Consider the following 16,283-nt stretch of genomic DNA (forward strand, 5'->3'; position numbering starts at 1 on the left):
TACAGGTCACTCGCCAGAGGCGAGCGACTGCTCCCCGGGTAAACTCAATAGGCATTTTTAGTCCCCATTGGCCACACTCCGAGGTTTAGCAGAATCTTATCAATAAACCAACTAAGTTTGCAGACTGTATCCCAGATATATGCGTAAGATCAATAATTTGTTTGTTGCTGCGCTGGTAGTATTCGCTATCGCAGTTAGTATGGTAAGCAGTCCAGGTTGTGCCAATATCGCTCCACCCACCGGTGGACCGCGTGACTCCCTTCCTCCCAGACTGGTAAGAGCATTGCCCGGTGATTCCACCCGCAATTTCAACAGCAAGAAAATTGTATTTGAATTCGATGAATATGTGCAGGTAGATAATGTGCAGGAAAACCTCCTTGTATCGCCTACACCCAAGATCAACCCTACTGTTACCAATAAGCTCAGAACAATTACCGTAACCATCAAGGATACTCTGGAACCGAATACCACCTATGCTTTCGATTTTGGGAATGCACTCAAAGACATCAATGAAGGCAATGTATTTAAGAACTTCACTTACGTATTTACCACGGGAACAACCCTGGACTCACTCACTGTCAGCGGCAATGTGATCATTGCTGAAACTGGCATGCCTGATTCCACGCTGATAGTGATATTGCACAATAACCTGGATGATTCCGCTGTGATCAAGGACCGTCCGCGTTATGTGGCCCGACTGGACAATGAAGGCAAATTCACCTTTAACCACCTTCCTCCCGGCACTTTCAATATCTATGCATTGAAGGATGAAGGCGGACAGAGAAAATACATGAGCAATGCACAGCTCTTTGGCTTTGCAGACAAGCCCATCAATACAACTGATCCCGGCGATATCACCTTGTACGCATACTTAGAGAAAGATACCGCTGCGCCTCAAAAAACGCCTCCTGCAAAACAACCGGCAAAAACAGATCCCAAAGACAAAAGACTGAAATTCGATGTCAATGCGTCCGGCGGCTCCTTTGATCTGCTGGATACGCTGAAAATCACGTTCAGAGAGGCTCCGGTGCAATCATATGATTCCACCAAACTGGTCCTCGCCAATGAAGAGAATGAACCGCTGGAAGGCTACACCATCGTGCGGGACACCAGCAATAAATTCGTTTCCATCTATTATCCCTGGACGGAAAACACGGCTTACAAAATGCTCTTCTATCCCGGTTTTGCCACTGACACACTCGGCAAGGAACTGCTCAAAGCCGACACCCTGGCCTTCCGCACAAAGAAGAACAGTGAGTACGGCCTGGTAAGACTTCGTTTCATCAACCTGGACCTCACCAAAAACCCTGTTCTCCTGTTTGTGCAGAACAATGCCGTGAAATATTCCTATCCATTCACCAGTCGTGATTTCTACGCCAAACTCTTCCAGCCCGGCGAATATGATATCCGCATCCTGTTCGACGACAATAAGAACGGCATTTATGATCCCGGCGAATTCTTCGGTAAACATATCCAACCCGAAAAGGTAATATCAGTGCCGCGGAAAGTAACGGTGAAGGCTAATTGGGACAATGAGATCGACATCACTTTATAGCTTCATTTTCATTAAAGGCAGGCATCAAATGCGTACCTTTACACTATGCAATTTTCGTCCGAATTACTAGAGAATGCAGTGAATGAATTTGCCAGGCTCCCGGGTATCGGTAAAAAGACCGCGCTCAGGCTGGTATTGCATTTACTGAAAACAGAAACTGAAAAAGTGGAAAGTTTCGGAGAAGCAATCCTGCGTATGCGACAGGAGATCAAGTTCTGCCAGCGCTGCTTCAATGTATCAGACACGGAGATCTGCGCCATCTGTTCCAATCCCCTTCGCAAACAAAACCTCATCTGCGTGGTGGAAAGCATCAGGGATGTGATTGCCATTGAAAGCACCCAGCAATTCAGCGGAACTTACCATATTCTCGGGGGGATCATCTCACCGCTGGACGGCATCGGTCCTGATCAGCTCAATATCGAAGCCCTGGTGCAGCGTATTAAAAATGACCAGCCCGAAGAAGTGATCTTCGCCCTCAATCCCAATATCCAGGGCGATACCACCATCTACTATATTCAAAAGAAACTGGCCCCATTGCCCGTAAAGGTCACTACAATCGCGCGTGGCATCTCCTTCGGAGGCGAACTGGAATATGCAGATGAAATGACCCTGGCCCGGTCCATCTCCAACAGGTTACCCGTTGAAAGCTATGTCAGCAACCGCTGACAGCCTGCCCTTTGTAATTAGGCAGGGATACCGTAAATTTGTAAAATCCACAGGCGGATTTGTTTATTGTTCGGCCTGTTGTCTCCCGCTAACGCGGGCAGGGCATAAAAACGGAACTAATGAACGCAAGGAAAAACACCTCATAATTTCCCAACGTTTATACCAGTTCTACTTTGATTGACGGCATATGCAGTTAGCATATAGTCCGGATTGTTGTACAATTAAATATTGTAAGGTATGGACATTAGAAATGAGCTGAACAAGCGCATCCTGATTATCGACGGAGCCATGGGCACCATGATCCAGCGGTATAAACTCACTGAAGAAGATTATCGCGGAGAGCGTTTCAGGAACTGGCCTTCGGACATCAAAGGCAATAACGAGATCCTTTCTCTCACGCAGCCTCAGATCATCGGAGCTATTCATCGCGAATACCTGGAGGCAGGAGCGGATATCATTGAAACGAATACTTTCTCTGCCACCGTTATTGCACAGGCCGAATATGGCATGCAGGAGTTTGCATACGAACAGAATGTAGCGTCTGCACGCATCGCACGCGAGGCAACGGATGAATATACAGCCAAAGACCCTTCCAAACCGCGTTATGTTGCCGGCGCCATCGGGCCGCTCAATAAAACGCTGAGCCTTTCTCCCGATGTGAATAATCCCGGCTATCGCGCCCTTACTTTCGATGAAGCGATGAAAGGCTACTATGATCAGGTTAAAGGTTTAGTGGAAGGCGGCGTTCACCTGCTGCTGATCGAGACCATCTTCGATACACTCAACTCGAAAGCCGCCATCTTTGCCATCAAGAAATTCTTCCACGATACCAAACTTCCGGAACTGCCCATCATGATCAGCGGTACCATCACCGATGCATCCGGCAGGACCCTGAGCGGTCAAACACTGGAAGCATTCTATACATCCGTGATGCACGCGAAGCCACTCAGCATCGGCCTCAACTGCGCTCTCGGCGCCAACGACATGCGTGCGCATATTGAAGAGCTCAGCCAGATCGCCGCCTGCTATACATCGGCCTATCCCAATGCCGGTCTTCCCAATGCCATGGGAGAATACGATGAACAACCCGAACAAACAGCCCACTTCATTGAAGAATGGGCCCAGCAAGGATTTGTGAACATCGTAGGCGGATGTTGCGGCACTACGCCTGACCATATCCGTCATATTGCAGAGCATGTGAAATCATTTAAACCAAGAGAACTGCCGGTACTGGAACCTTCTCTCTGAGAAGCCCCGCGCAGTACCGGACCAACTTTGAAGAAGCCGGACCTGCTGTAAAAGCAGCTCCTTAAATTTTTGAAATGAGCGACACCGTTAGTATCAAGCCTTACCTGCGTTTATCAGGATTAGAACCGCTGGTGATCCGTCCTGAAACCCTCTTTGTGAACGTAGGTGAAAGAACGAATGTAACCGGATCGAAGAAATTCGCCCGGCTCATCCGCGAAAACAAATACGAAGAAGCCCTCAGCGTCGCCCGCCAGCAAGTGGAAAGCGGGGCGCAGATCCTGGACGTGAACATGGACGATGCCCTCCTGGACGGCGTCAAAGCCATGACCACCTTCCTCAATCTCCTGCAAAGCGAACCGGATATCGCCAGGATCCCCATCATGATCGACAGCTCCAAGTTCGAGATCATCGAAGCGGGCCTCAAATGCGTACAGGGAAAATGTATCGTGAACTCCATCTCCATGAAAGAAGGCGTGGAGAAATTCATTCGCGAAGCACAGATCTGCCGCATGTTCGGAGCCGCTGTTGTAGTGATGGCTTTCGATGAACAGGGACAGGCCGATACCTTCGACAGGCGTGTTGACATCTGCACCAAGGCCTACAAGATCCTTACGGAAGAAGTAGGCTTCGATCCGCAGGACATCATCTTCGACCCCAATATCTTCGCCATTGCCACCGGCATCGAAGAGCACAATAACTATGCTATCGACTTCATCGAAGCCACACGCGTGATCAAACAACGCATGCCACTGGCCAAGATCAGCGGCGGCGTGAGTAATATCTCCTTTTCCTTCCGCGGCAATGAGCCCGTACGCGAAGCCATGCACAGCGTATTCCTCCTCTATGCCATCAGGGCCGGGATGGATATGGGCATCGTGAATGCCGGACAACTGGTAGTGTATGATGAGATCGAACCACAGCTCAGGGAACTTTGTGAAGATGTGATCTTCAACAAACGACCGGATGCTACCGATCGTCTCATCACTTTCGCAGAAACGGTTAAAGCGAAAGACAAGACTGAAGTAAAAGACGAAGCCTGGCGCAACAACTCCGTGGAAGAACGCCTCAAGCACGCACTGGTGAATGGTATCACAGACTTTATCGATCAGGACACGGAGGAAGCCCGCCAGAAATATGCACGCCCTCTCGAAGTGATCGAAGGACCACTGATGGACGGCATGAACGTAGTGGGCGACCTCTTCGGAAGTGGAAAAATGTTCTTGCCACAGGTAGTGAAAAGCGCACGCGTAATGAAAAAGAGCGTGGCCATCCTCACTCCCTATATCGAAGAAGAAAAAAGAAACAATCCGAATGCCAGCGCCGGCGGGGCCGCCAGGATCCTCCTGGCCACCGTAAAAGGCGATGTGCATGATATCGGTAAGAATATCGTTGGCGTAGTACTCGGCTGTAACGGTTATGATATCATCGACCTCGGTGTGATGGTGCCTGCCGACAAGATCCTGGAAACAGCAGAAAAAGAAAAAGTGGACATTATCGGTCTTAGCGGCCTCATCACTCCTTCATTGGATGAGATGGTACACGTAGCCCGTGAAATGAAACGCCGCAACATGAAGCAGCCACTGCTCATCGGAGGCGCCACCACATCGCGCATGCACACTGCCGTTAGGATCGCGCCGGAATACGACCTTGGCGTAGTACACGTTCTCGACGCATCACGCAGTGTAACCGTTGCCGGTTCCCTGCTGAGTGAAGAACAGAAAGCTCCTTACCTGGATAAAATAAAAACAGAGTACGTAAAGCTCAAGGAAGATTTCGCCAGCAAGAAAACGGTGAAGCAATATCTCACTTTCGAGCAGGCGCAGCAAAACCCTGTGAAGATCGACTGGCCTTCGTTCCAGCCCATCGCACCCACCTTCACCGGCACCAAACAATTCCCGGATGTGCCACTGGCAGACATTGCAAAGTATATCGACTGGGGTCCTTTCTTCATCGCCTGGGAACTACATGGAAAATTCCCGGCCATCCTCACGGATAAAGTAGTAGGAAAAGAAGCCACCAAATTATACGAAGACGCCAATAAACTGCTGCAACAGATCATCGATGAAAAATGGCTTACACCTCAAGGTGTGATCGGCTTCTGGCCTGCACAGCAGACTGCTCCCGATACCGTTGAACTGAAGAACGGCAACGAAGTGGTGAACCTGGAGTTCCTTCGCCAGCAGATCAAGAAAGCAGCCGATCAACCGAATATCAGCCTGGCAGATTTCATTAAACCTGCATCCATTGCCAACCAGCCATTTGCTGATTACATGGGAGCATTCACCGTTACCATTAAAGGCATCGAACCTCACCTGGAAAGATTTATCCAATCACACGATGATTACAACAAGATCATGGTGCAGGTGCTGGCAGACAGGCTGGTGGAAGCTTTTGCAGAATACCTGCATGAGCGTGTGCGCAAAGAATACTGGGGCTATGCATCGGATGAGCATTTCACCAATGAAGAACTTATTACAGAAAAATATTCCGGTATCCGTCCGGCTCCCGGTTATCCCGCCTGCCCTGATCATACCGAGAAATACAAACTCTTCGATCTGCTGGGAGGTGAAGCTGCCACAGGCATCACGCTCACGGAATCACTGGCGATGTATCCCGCCTCATCTGTGAGTGGCTGGTACTTTGCGCATCCGCAAAGCCAGTACTTCGGAATTGGTAAGATCCAGAAAGACCAGGTAGTGGATTATGCAAAACGTAAGGGCATGAGTATAGAAGATGTGGAGCGCTGGCTGAGACCCGTACTGGAATATGAAGCGTAATAAATGCTGAAATAATAAAAGGAAACGGGGCTGACCAAAAAGGTCAGAGAGCTGGCAGTCGCTCGCCTCCCGGCGAGTGACTTGTATTTGTTCGCCTCCGGCGAACACCGCGTCGCCAGAGGCGACTGAATAAAACTCACTCGCCGGGAGGCGAGCGAGTGGGCTCCCCGAAAAGCCAAGATGCTACCTTTTAGTCAGAGCCCCTATTTGTTTCTTTTTTGACCTATTATTTCCATCATTTCTGCTAATGAAACCGCGATGACATTATCCCCTAATGGAACTTTTTCTACCCATGGATAAACAACATACCGATGCGTTGCTTTAATGTAAAAACCAAAACATCCTTGTAAAACAAATACTAAGTATTCGATTTACAAGGATGCTTGTGCTATGACTCATTGACTAATGTTAGTCGAATCTGACTTTATCGTCTCTTCTTCCTCCTCATCTTTCTCTTCCTCCAGCTCATCTCCCTCTTTCGATCTCTTCAATTTCACTTTCGGATTATCCCTGTTCCCGGTAACCGAAAACGGAATTCCGATAATGCCAAACGGTGGCAGGCCCAAACGGCCATGCAGATTGAACTTTCCATCGAAACTTACCTGCCCTTCAAACCTTGGGCGGAAGCCGGACACTTTCATTTTCACGCGCTCGATGGTAATGATATTGTTCGCGATCTTCGTTTTGATATCCACTTTGGAGAGGTCCGGGTCCTTGATACCATCCTTACCGGTGGCGTCGCTAACGGCATTCATCAATCGAAATCCTTTCATCTTCACTTTCTGAACAGAGATCATGCCTTCGCCTTTCAATGAAGGATACACCGGCATCATACTCGAATTCAAACGGCCACTGAGACTGTAATCCAGGGAAATTTGCCCTTCTGCTTTAGCTGCCGCCGGCGCCATCTGGCGGAAAATATCGATCCCCTTGTATGCCTTTTTCACATCCAGTGTGTCAGCTTTCACATGGTAATCGAAATATGCTTTGTAAGGAGAATTGCTTTTGTAAGTGCCATCCATCACGATGGGAGCATCTACCAGCGTGAATCCTGTTTCCTGTAAGGTCAGTTCGCCATTGGCAACGGTAAGTCCACCTTTGAAATCATAGAGCTCGATGCCCTGGTATAAAACCTTACCCGCATTGGCGGTGAATGTAAGATCCAGATTTTCGGGAATCATTACCACGCCGGAAGCGCTGCTATTGCTTGTGGAAGATGCATCCGGAGAGCCGGAGAACACCATCCATTCGTCAACATAGAAACGCGGAGTGCTCAGTTCGAATTTACCCTTGAGCGCTTCCTTCGGTTTGAAGGCATAATTGAATACATTGAAGAGGTATCCGTTCATCACCATATTGGTATTGCCGTAGTTGGCTTTGAAGGTATCGAACCACATTTTATCCTGGTCAAAACGGAAGAGGCCATTGGTGATAAAGAAAGGCTTAGGCAGCATTTCCGTGGTGAGGGCAATGTTGCGGACTTTCATTGTTCCCTTATTGAAGAGCTTTTCATAGCGGCCAGCCGTAGCATCACTCTGGCGGCCGCGGAGCGAGAGGTCGGTTTGAATGAAGCCGTTCAGGTTGTATCCTTCAATGGCAAATACCTTGTAGATCTTACCCAGGTCAAGTATTCCTTTGGACGCAATCGCATAACGGAGGTCATTGAAATGCTGAAGGCTGGCCTGCACCATGAAGGGCAGATTATCCAGTTCAAAGGAAACCGGTTTCAGGTCTACTTTCAGATCGTTCATTTTGCCGGTGTTGTTGATCACGGTGGCGTCTATATTGATCTTTTGCAAAGGCGCCGGGTAGTATTTGGTTTTGATCGATCCGTTATTGAGTTTCAGCAAGGCGGTGGTCACCGGAAAAAGTCTTTTGGCCGGATTGTACTTCCCTTTGGTATTGATATCGATGTTCAGGTCTCCGTTCAAATCCAGGCTATCGAGCGGATAGAACTGTTTGATATCGGAGAGATGGAATACGGTCTGTAACTGGCCTTCCAGCGGAAAGTCTGCTTCATTGGTGATCTTGAAATGGCCCTTGATGAAGTTGGATAGCACCCTGGCATTGATGTCTTCAATATTCAGTTGTGTATGTTCATAAACACCATCCTTACACGAAGCATTCAGCTTAAGGCTGATCTGCTCCACTCCCTGTGGCAATGCTGCAAACTTGATAAAACCATTGGTGAGCGATGATTCCAGGCTGAATGCAGGAATGCTGGTGATCACGGTGTCTTTGCGGAAGCTGCCCTTTCTTTGTCCTGTTGTATAAGTGCCGTCTGCATTGAAGTTGAGCTTGTACCTGCCTTTGAATTCCATATCCTTCAGTCCGAATGCAGCAGCCATATTTCCGAGGTCCATATCTGCCTGGAGGCTCGATTTGAGATAGGGAACATTCAATCCACGGACCAGGACCACTGAGTTGAAATAATCTTTTTCGATATTGAAGAAGAAAGAATCGATGCTGATATAAAGACTGTCTGTGTTCAGCTTGGGCAGTCTTGCATCCAGGTTGAGGCGCAGGTTCTTTGCCGGCAGGGCTGCTTTGTTATGCGACACAAAGCCATCTTTCACCATCATCTTGAAAAGCAGGCTGGGCATATCGTTGGTGGCAGCACTGTAATTTCCTTTTAGCGATGCTTCTATTTCCGTGTGGCCCTTGATCTCGGTGTTGTCGAAGTATTTGAGGTATTCCTGCGGCAGGGCTGTGATCAGATCATGGAGGTCTGTTTCTTTGGAACGAAGGTTGAAGTCCAGATTGTAACCATCCTTCAGGAATTCGAAAATGCCGTGTAACTGAACTGGGAGACGATTGATCAGCAGGTCATTCTTTTCGAACAACAAGGTAAGCGAGTTGGTATTGATCTTGGTGATGAGATCGGCCTGCAGTTTTTTATCGGTGATATAAGTTTCTCCGCCGTAACTGAGTTTGAAGCTATCGGCCTTTATTTCTGAATGCAGATCAAAAATGGCTTTGCTGAGGTCGCCGGAGCCGGTATAATGGAATCCTTTGGCCGTCACCGTTAGTGGCAGGGACTGGTCGTTATACACCAGCTCGGTTTCATCCAGGTGGATATTTTCAAGCCTGAGGGAAGCGCTTGCGGAATCAATGCTGGTGGTAGTGGTGGCGGTATCGGGCTCCGACTTGTATACATTATAATTGGCCTCTCCATTTTCAGAAACCTGGATATCGATCTTTCCTTTGTCCAGAAAGATCTGGTTGATATTGATCTGGCTGGCAAAAACCGAACGGAGGTCGATGCCCAGCGCCACTTCATCGGCAGCTACCAGGTTGGCATTGCTGAAGGGTGCGGAACCTTTCAGGGTGAAATCGTGCAGGGTAAGCGTAAGCGACGGAAAATGGTTAAAGAAACTTAACCTGGCTTTGGAGAAATTCACTTCGGTGGCCAGTGCTTTGTTAGACCAATTCCTGATCTTTTTAGCAACGAACTCAGGGAAAAAATAAGGCAGGAGGAAAGTGATCAATAATAATCCCAGTAACGTACATCCTGCAATCATCAAGCGCTTCAACAGCCACTTACGCATAACGGTGAGTTGGAGTTATATAAATTAAAAGGCAGCAAAAGTAGAAGTAAACCGCGGGTACGAGTGAAGGTCGTTCCGAAGTTAACACAAAATTGGATCAATGTAGCCGGTCAGGATGCAGGTTAGTTCATCGGGAGTGGCAGTCGCTCGCCTCCGGCGAGTGACTTTTGTTTAGTCGCCTCCGGCGACGCGGTGTTCGCCGGAGGCGAACAAATACAAGTCACTCGCCGGAGGCGAGCGACTGCCAGCTCTCCACCTTTTTAGTCAGCCCCTGCCACTCTCTATTTCTTTTCAAACAGCCACCACTGGCGTTTCCGTGGTTTTACTTTGAAATTGGTTGTGATATAGGTCCGGATATGATGCATGGCTTCGTCCATATCATCTGTAAGCAGCACCAGGTTAAGATCTTCCTTTGAGATAGTTCCCTGCTCCGACATGAATTCCAGGTAATCCCAGAGTTCCTGGTGGTACACTTTTCCAAATAATACGATAGGGAATTGTGTAATGGTTTGGGTCTGCACCAGTGTGAGGGTTTCAAAGAATTCATCCATGGTGCCAAATCCTCCCGGCAGGATGATGAAAGCGTAGGAGTATTTCACCATCACTACCTTGCGCACAAAGAAATGTTCGAACATGAGGGATTTGTGCAGGTAGGGGTTGGCATGCTGTTCGAAGGGCAACATGATATTGCATCCTACGGACTGGTATCCGTGTTCGAAAGCCCCGCGGTTGGCGGCTTCCATGACGCCTGGTCCGCCACCGGTCATTGTAGTGAATCCCAGCTCTCCGATACGCTGTCCGAAATCCCTGGCAACTTTATAATAAGGATGGTCCTCCTTGAACCTTGCTGATCCGAATAAGGTAATACAGGGTCCGGTGAAGTGCAGGGTCCTGAAGGATTTCAGGAACTGCATCGCTACTTTCCAAATGAATTTTGCTTCATAGCCACGGCTCTTCGGCCCGTCGAGGTACACATGCTCTTTTGGAGGGATGATGGGTGCTACCTGTCTTTTTTTTGCTGATGCTGCTTCCATACCAAAGGTGTAAATTGCCAGCCAAATTAAAGAATATTCTCATGCGCATCATCAGTTATAATGTTAACGGCCTTCGCGCTGCAATGAATAAGGGACTGATGGATTGGTTGAAAACCGATCCCGCCGATGTGATCTGTCTGCAGGAAACCAAGGCCCATCGCGATAATGTAGATTATAAACAATTCACGGACCTTGGGTTTCACGACTATTGGTTCAGCGCTCAAAAAAAAGGATACAGTGGCGTGGCCATCTTCTCCAAACAGAAAGCGGACAATGTTGTATACGGTACCGGCCACCAGGTCAGCGATGATGAAGGAAGGGTGTTACAGATTGACCTGGGCGATATCCGGATCATCAACGCCTATTTCCCTTCCGGTACTTCAGGCGATGAAAGACAGACCTATAAATATTCCTGGTTAGATGAGATTTTTGAATATGTGTCTGAGCTCAGACAAACCAAACCCAACCTGGTACTTTGTGGCGATTACAATATTGCACATACAGAAATAGATATCCATGATCCGAAAGGCAACAAGAAATCTTCCGGTTTCCTGCCTGAAGAAAGGTTATGGTTGGATAAATTCTATGGCGCCGGCTGGATAGATACTTTTCGCAAGCTCAATCCCGATCCTCACTGGTATACCTGGTGGAGCCAGCGTTTCCCAACGGTTCGCGCGCAGAACAAAGGCTGGAGGATCGATTATATCAACGTTACTGAGAGCCTCGCCCCGCGCGTGAAAGCTGCCGCTATCTATCCTGATGTGAAGCAAAGCGACCATTGTCCTGTTTTTCTCGAGCTCGCTTAAATCAAAAACCCATGATCATTTATAATGTAACAATCAAAGTAAGCTGGGCCATTCACGACGCGTGGATGGAGTGGATGATCAAAACGCATATGCCGGATGTAATGGCTACCGGCTGCTTTTCAAAGAACCAACTGGTAAAAGTGCTGGAACAGGACGAGGAGGAAGGACCAACCTACGCTGCCCAGTATTATGCAAATGAGTTCGCCGATTATGAACGCTATATTAACCAGTACTCACACAGTTTGCGTGAAGATGGATACAATAAATGGGGCAATAATTTCATTGCATTTCGCAGCGTAATGGAGATTGTGAACTGAGTGTGGATAAGATTATTTTAATCGGCAGGGAGTAAAAATTTATTGTATATTCCTTTCAAACCCGCTGCTGTACCGCATTTCAGCCGGACGCCGTGAAACACAGTCTGGTAGTGGGTTTCAAAGCACAAAGATTGCGAAAAAGGGTTACCCCCGGGAATAGTAGTTTTCCTATAATCCTTGCCCCAAGCGGTTTGCAGCCAATTTCACAATTGATAATTTTAGCAGAGAAAAATTTTGTTGGAAACAAAAAGCGGCTAAATTTGTTCCTGCATATTTAAAACATTACACTATGAACAAAGCTGAATTAATTGCCAAGCTTGCTGATGATGCAGGTATCACTAAAACACAAGCTAACGCTACTTTGGATTCTTTCGTAGAAGCAGTTACCAAAACCCTGAAAGGTGGTGGTAAAGTAACTCTGGTAGGTTTCGGAACTTTCTCCGTTTCCAAAAGAGCTGCACGCAACGGACGCAATCCCCAAACTGGCGCTGTGATTAAGATCAAGGCGAAGAAAGTTGCCCGTTTCAAAGCAGGTAAAGAGCTGCAAGCTAAATTATAAAAGCTGCATCAACTGCACGGAAAGTTCCGATACTCTTAGTATCGGGACTTTTTTTTTGGTATTTTTGCTGTTCGACATTTATTCATTTACAAATTCTTTTCAACATGGGCAGAGGTGATAAAAAAACCAAGAAAGGAAAGATCTTCAAAGGATCTTACGGAAAAAGCAGACCAGCAAGAACAAAAAAAGTTGCCGCTAAAGGCGACAACAAATAGGCTTGCGATAAGAGGTTGAAAAGTTATCAGCAGGATCAGCTGTCCAGCCGTTAACTTTTCAACTTATCCCTTCTTTTGTTTCTTCTTTCTATGGAGCCAGACGCTCGATCTGCCATGCTCCTTTTTCATTCAAACTATACTGGATCCTGTCGTGTAACCTGCTGGGTCTACCCTGCCAGAATTCCATGATCACAGGTTTTACAAGATAGCCGCCCCAATGTGCGGGACGTACAATTGTTTTTCCGCTGAACTCATCCTTCTTTTTTGCTTCTTCTATATCCAGCCATTCCCTGTTCTCTATAACCTGGCTTTGTGGTGAAACCCAGGCGCTAAGACGGCTTCCTTCAGGACGGCTGTTGAAGTAGGCATCGCTTTCTTCCGCAGGAACTCTCTCTACCAGTCCTGTTATTCGCACCTGTCTTTCCAATTCTTTCCAGAAGAAAACCAGGCAGGCACGCGGGTTCTCCAATAGTTGTTGTCCTTTGAAACTTTCATAATTGGTGAAGAACACAAAGCCGCGTGTATCGAAATCTTTCAGCAAAACGATACGCGCTGCAGGCAATCCATCCACGGAGGCGGTGGCCAGCGTCATAGCGTTAACTTCATCAATGTGCGCAGATACAGCTTCCCCCCACCATTTGCCAAACTGCGAAATGGGATCTGCCTGTACATCATTTTCTGAGAGGGAACGTTGACGGTATTCTGTTCTGATAGCAGCGATAGAACTCATCGGAATAGTTTATTCAGCAAAACTCCTTCAATTCGTACAAATAAAAAAGCACCGTTATCATAAACGGTGCTGATATTGATTAAATGAAATGAATTATAAATACTTAAAAACCGGCAGCTCCCCTCATCATGCTTGCTCCTCCCATAAAGATGGCTCCAACGATCATGGTCCCGATAAACAATGCTATGATTGCATAGATTACCCAATAGATGATAATTGCGATGATCACATAGAGTACTCGTTGATCTTCGGGCGTTTTCTTTACCGGGCCAAGGCCAAGGTACATCAGGTAAATAGCGTAAGCTGCGCCTGCCAGGGCAGCCAGCCAGTTCAAAACAGGAACAATCGACAGGATGCCCGCAACCCAGATAGCTGTTGCGGAATAGGCCATCAATTGAGCAGAAGCTCCAATATTCTTTTCCGATTTAAAAGAAGGCGCCAGTGCATCAATAATGTAAGAACCGATCACAAAAGCCAGGATCGATCCAACAACAGATACTATCGCCATAGCGATTCCAAATCCCATTCCCCAAAAAGCTCCTGCAAAAAACATCATTCCCAAAAAGCCCGCTACTGCGGGGATCAATGATAAAGGAAGTACATAACCTGTAAGCAGGGATCCCAATGTTGCCTTTTCACCTGCCACTACATTCCATTCTGTTTTTGGAGTGAGCAGTATGTCTTTGGCGCGTTGAATTAGGTTCATAGTGATAATTGTTTCATTAAATGTACATATATCCACATATGTAAACAATACCCTATTCAGGGGATGGGCATAAACTTTGTGTAAACAAGGGAATAAGGGGACTCAGTTGCAGAGAAATTACCCTTCAGACTTGCGGCCAGTAGTGGATTTGCTGATGAGGCTCTCGATCTCGCTGAGGCGTTTCAACTGCATTTCAAGTTTTTTATTGTGTCCGCTTATTTGTTGCAGATCAAAGGTGAGCTCTTCCAGGTAAGTGATCTTTTTCAGCAGCCCCTGACGTTGGAAATTGGCTTCGCGAAGTTTGTCCTCCGTATCCGCCATCAGCCTGGTGAGGCGCTGGTTCTCTTCCAGGATGGTCATCTGTTTGAAGCGGAGCTCATCGTGGTCTTTGGTTAGCCTCAGGTAGTTTTGCTGCAGGTCTTCATACTCGAAATTCCTGTAATGAGGTTGAGCAAGATAAGTCTCCATTTTCTTCAGCTTCTCCTGCATATTCATGAATTCTTCCTGTGTATGAGAAAGTCTTTCTTTCAATTCGCCTACTAATATCTGTTCCTGGCGTAACTGTTTGATCAGTGCTTCCTGTTCGATATTGATCTTGCGCCATTCATGGAGTTGTGCGGATAGTTGATCGTTCATGGACTGTATCTCTGCATACTTCCTTTCGTTCTCGCGTGCTGCATCGAGTTGTTCCTGCATACGTGCGATGCGTTGATGCTGCTCGGGAAGCAGGTAGCCCGGAACAGCAGCAGCGGGCTTTTCAGGCGCAGGCCTGTCTTGCAATTCTTCAATGGTCTTTTTGAGCTCTTCCAGTTCTATATTGAGCAGTTCTTCATTTTCCTGCGCGGCTGTCAGTTCTTTTTTGAGCTCGTCCAGCACTTTTTTCTGAACGTCCTGGTCTTCCAGGTATTTGAGTTTCCATTCACCGGGATCGATGGCGGCATCTGCCAGCACAGATGGTTCGGATGCGGAAGGAGTAACTGATCTGCGGCTAACGATAAAGAAATGAATGAAGAATCCCAGCACCATGGCGCCCAGTTGGAATATGAGGATTTCCCATATGCCCACAGAGATCTGATATCCCAGGATGACAATCAATTCATTCATAAAAATGGTTCAGAGGGCCAGGAGGCCGGGTTGGTTTTTTTCGGAGCAGACTTGCGTCTTTCAATGGACTTGAACGGATGGGGATGAATGAAAAAACCACCAGTCTGGTGGTTTTTCATCTGCCTAAATTAATGCGATCAGTTCAGATATGCAAATAGCTGACTTAATATTTTTCATCTGTTGACCCTCAGCCTTTTACCAAAGTTCCGACTTTCTCTCCGCAGATCACTTTACGAAGGTTACCCGGATTGTTCATATCAAACACGATGATGGGAAGATTATTCTCCATGCAAAGCGTGAAAGCGGTCATATCCATTACCTTCAGATTTTGTGAGATACATTCCTGGAAAGTGATGGTTTCATACTTTTTTGCTTTGGGATCTTTCTCGGGATCTGCTGTATAAATTCCATCCACCCTGGTTCCTTTGAGGATCACATCGGCCTGGATTTCGATGGCCCTGAGCGACCCCGCCGTATCAGTTGTGAAATAAGGATTGCCGGTCCCTGCTCCGAAGATCACCACTCTTCCTTTCTCTACGTGGCGGATAGCTCTCCTGCGAATGTAAGGCTCTGCAATCTGTTCCATCTTGATGGCACTCTGAAGACGGGTATACACTCCGATCTTTTCCAGCATGGCCTGCATAGCCATTCCATTGATCACTGTTGCCAGCATTCCCATATAATCTCCATGGGCTCTTTCGATGCCGGTTTCTGCTTCATTCATTCCACGGTAGATATTTCCTCCTCCGATAACGATGGCTACCTGCACGCCCAGCTCTACAATTTCTTTGATGTCCCGCGCATATTGTTCTATGATCACCGGGTCCATGCCAAAATTTTTATCTCCCATTAATGATTCGCCCGATAACTTCACCAGAACACGTTTGTACTTTGGCAGCATGTAATAAATTGTAGATTTCTGAATAATAAAATTCTATTCTGCACTACCGGTGGAAGATGGTAAAGGATACCATCCCGGTATCAATGTTCGTGCAAAGAAAAGATTTTTTTTGAAACT

General features: G+C 47.3%; 14 protein-coding genes. 8 read left to right on the forward strand and 6 right to left on the reverse strand.

The annotated features are described in order from the left end of the window. Positions 1-139 precede the first annotated feature (139 nt). The 4 genes from D9Y29_RS25030 to metH all read left to right on the forward strand — a co-directional run bounded on the left by D9Y29_RS25030 (position 140) and on the right by metH (position 6,246). Positions 140-1,555, forward strand: a complete 1,416-nt coding sequence (locus D9Y29_RS25030; protein ID WP_127132991.1) for an Ig-like domain-containing domain — start codon at positions 140-142, stop codon at positions 1,553-1,555. Between the two features lie 45 nt (positions 1,556-1,600). Further along, the gene (recR, locus tag D9Y29_RS25035) at positions 1,601-2,221 is read left to right on the forward strand and encodes a recombination mediator RecR (RefSeq protein WP_127132992.1); all 621 of its coding nucleotides are present in this window, start codon (positions 1,601-1,603) and stop codon (positions 2,219-2,221) included. Positions 2,222-2,458: 237 nt separating this feature from the next. Further along, the gene (locus tag D9Y29_RS25040; RefSeq protein ID WP_127132993.1) at positions 2,459-3,469 is read left to right on the forward strand and encodes a homocysteine S-methyltransferase family protein; all 1,011 of its coding nucleotides are present in this window, start codon (positions 2,459-2,461) and stop codon (positions 3,467-3,469) included. Positions 3,470-3,543: 74 nt separating this feature from the next. Then, entirely contained in the window at positions 3,544-6,246 is a 2,703-nt protein-coding gene (gene metH / locus D9Y29_RS25045) for a methionine synthase (protein WP_127132994.1), read from the forward strand. 395 nt (positions 6,247-6,641) lie between these two features. Here the strand turns inward: metH and D9Y29_RS25050 are convergent, their stop codons facing one another. Both D9Y29_RS25050 and D9Y29_RS25055 read right to left on the reverse strand, forming a co-directional pair. Beyond that, positions 6,642-9,794 carry an AsmA family protein gene (locus tag D9Y29_RS25050; RefSeq protein WP_127132995.1) on the reverse strand — a complete coding sequence of 1,051 codons (3,153 nt, stop codon included), beginning with the start codon at positions 9,792-9,794 and terminating at the stop codon, positions 6,642-6,644. Between the two features lie 281 nt (positions 9,795-10,075). Beyond that, on the reverse strand, positions 10,076-10,828 hold the full coding sequence (locus D9Y29_RS25055; protein ID WP_127132996.1) for an LOG family protein: 753 nt from the start codon (positions 10,826-10,828) through the stop codon (positions 10,076-10,078). A gap of 14 nt (positions 10,829-10,842) precedes the next feature. Here D9Y29_RS25055 and D9Y29_RS25060 point away from each other — a divergent pair, with 14 nt between their 5' ends. The 4 genes from D9Y29_RS25060 to D9Y29_RS25075 all read left to right on the forward strand — a co-directional run bounded on the left by D9Y29_RS25060 (position 10,843) and on the right by D9Y29_RS25075 (position 12,725). Next, entirely contained in the window at positions 10,843-11,634 is a 792-nt protein-coding gene (locus tag D9Y29_RS25060; protein ID WP_241238040.1) for an exodeoxyribonuclease III, read from the forward strand. Positions 11,635-11,645: 11 nt separating this feature from the next. Continuing rightward, on the forward strand, positions 11,646-11,951 hold the full coding sequence (locus D9Y29_RS25065; protein WP_127132997.1) for a DUF4286 family protein: 306 nt from the start codon (positions 11,646-11,648) through the stop codon (positions 11,949-11,951). Between the two features lie 208 nt (positions 11,952-12,159). Beyond that, positions 12,160-12,510 (forward strand): HU family DNA-binding protein, encoded by a 351-nt coding sequence (locus D9Y29_RS25070; protein ID WP_241238043.1) that lies wholly within the window; start codon positions 12,160-12,162, stop codon positions 12,508-12,510. 104 nt (positions 12,511-12,614) lie between these two features. After that, positions 12,615-12,725, forward strand: coding sequence for a 30S ribosomal protein THX (locus tag D9Y29_RS25075; RefSeq protein ID WP_127132999.1), 111 nt, complete (start codon positions 12,615-12,617; stop codon positions 12,723-12,725). 88 nt (positions 12,726-12,813) lie between these two features. Here the strand turns inward: D9Y29_RS25075 and pdxH are convergent, their stop codons facing one another. The 4 genes from pdxH to pyrH all read right to left on the reverse strand — a co-directional run bounded on the left by pdxH (position 12,814) and on the right by pyrH (position 16,166). Then, entirely contained in the window at positions 12,814-13,455 is a 642-nt protein-coding gene (gene pdxH, locus D9Y29_RS25080) for a pyridoxamine 5'-phosphate oxidase (protein ID WP_127133000.1), read from the reverse strand. Positions 13,456-13,558: 103 nt separating this feature from the next. After that, positions 13,559-14,161: a Yip1 family protein gene (locus D9Y29_RS25085; RefSeq protein ID WP_127133001.1), complete on the reverse strand. Its 603-nt coding sequence runs from the start codon at positions 14,159-14,161 to the stop codon at positions 13,559-13,561. Between the two features lie 117 nt (positions 14,162-14,278). Beyond that, positions 14,279-15,265 (reverse strand): AAA family ATPase, encoded by a 987-nt coding sequence (locus tag D9Y29_RS25090; RefSeq protein WP_127133002.1) that lies wholly within the window; start codon positions 15,263-15,265, stop codon positions 14,279-14,281. A 187-nt stretch (positions 15,266-15,452) separates the two neighbouring features. Continuing rightward, a complete protein-coding gene (gene pyrH, locus D9Y29_RS25095; RefSeq protein WP_127133003.1) occupies positions 15,453-16,166 on the reverse strand; it encodes a UMP kinase in 714 nt (237 codons plus the stop codon). Positions 16,167-16,283 lie beyond the last annotated feature (117 nt).

Origin of the sequence: Pseudoflavitalea rhizosphaerae (genome assembly GCF_003991355.1) — a bacterium.
In the GTDB taxonomy this organism is placed as follows: domain Bacteria; phylum Bacteroidota; class Bacteroidia; order Chitinophagales; family Chitinophagaceae; genus Pseudobacter; species Pseudobacter rhizosphaerae.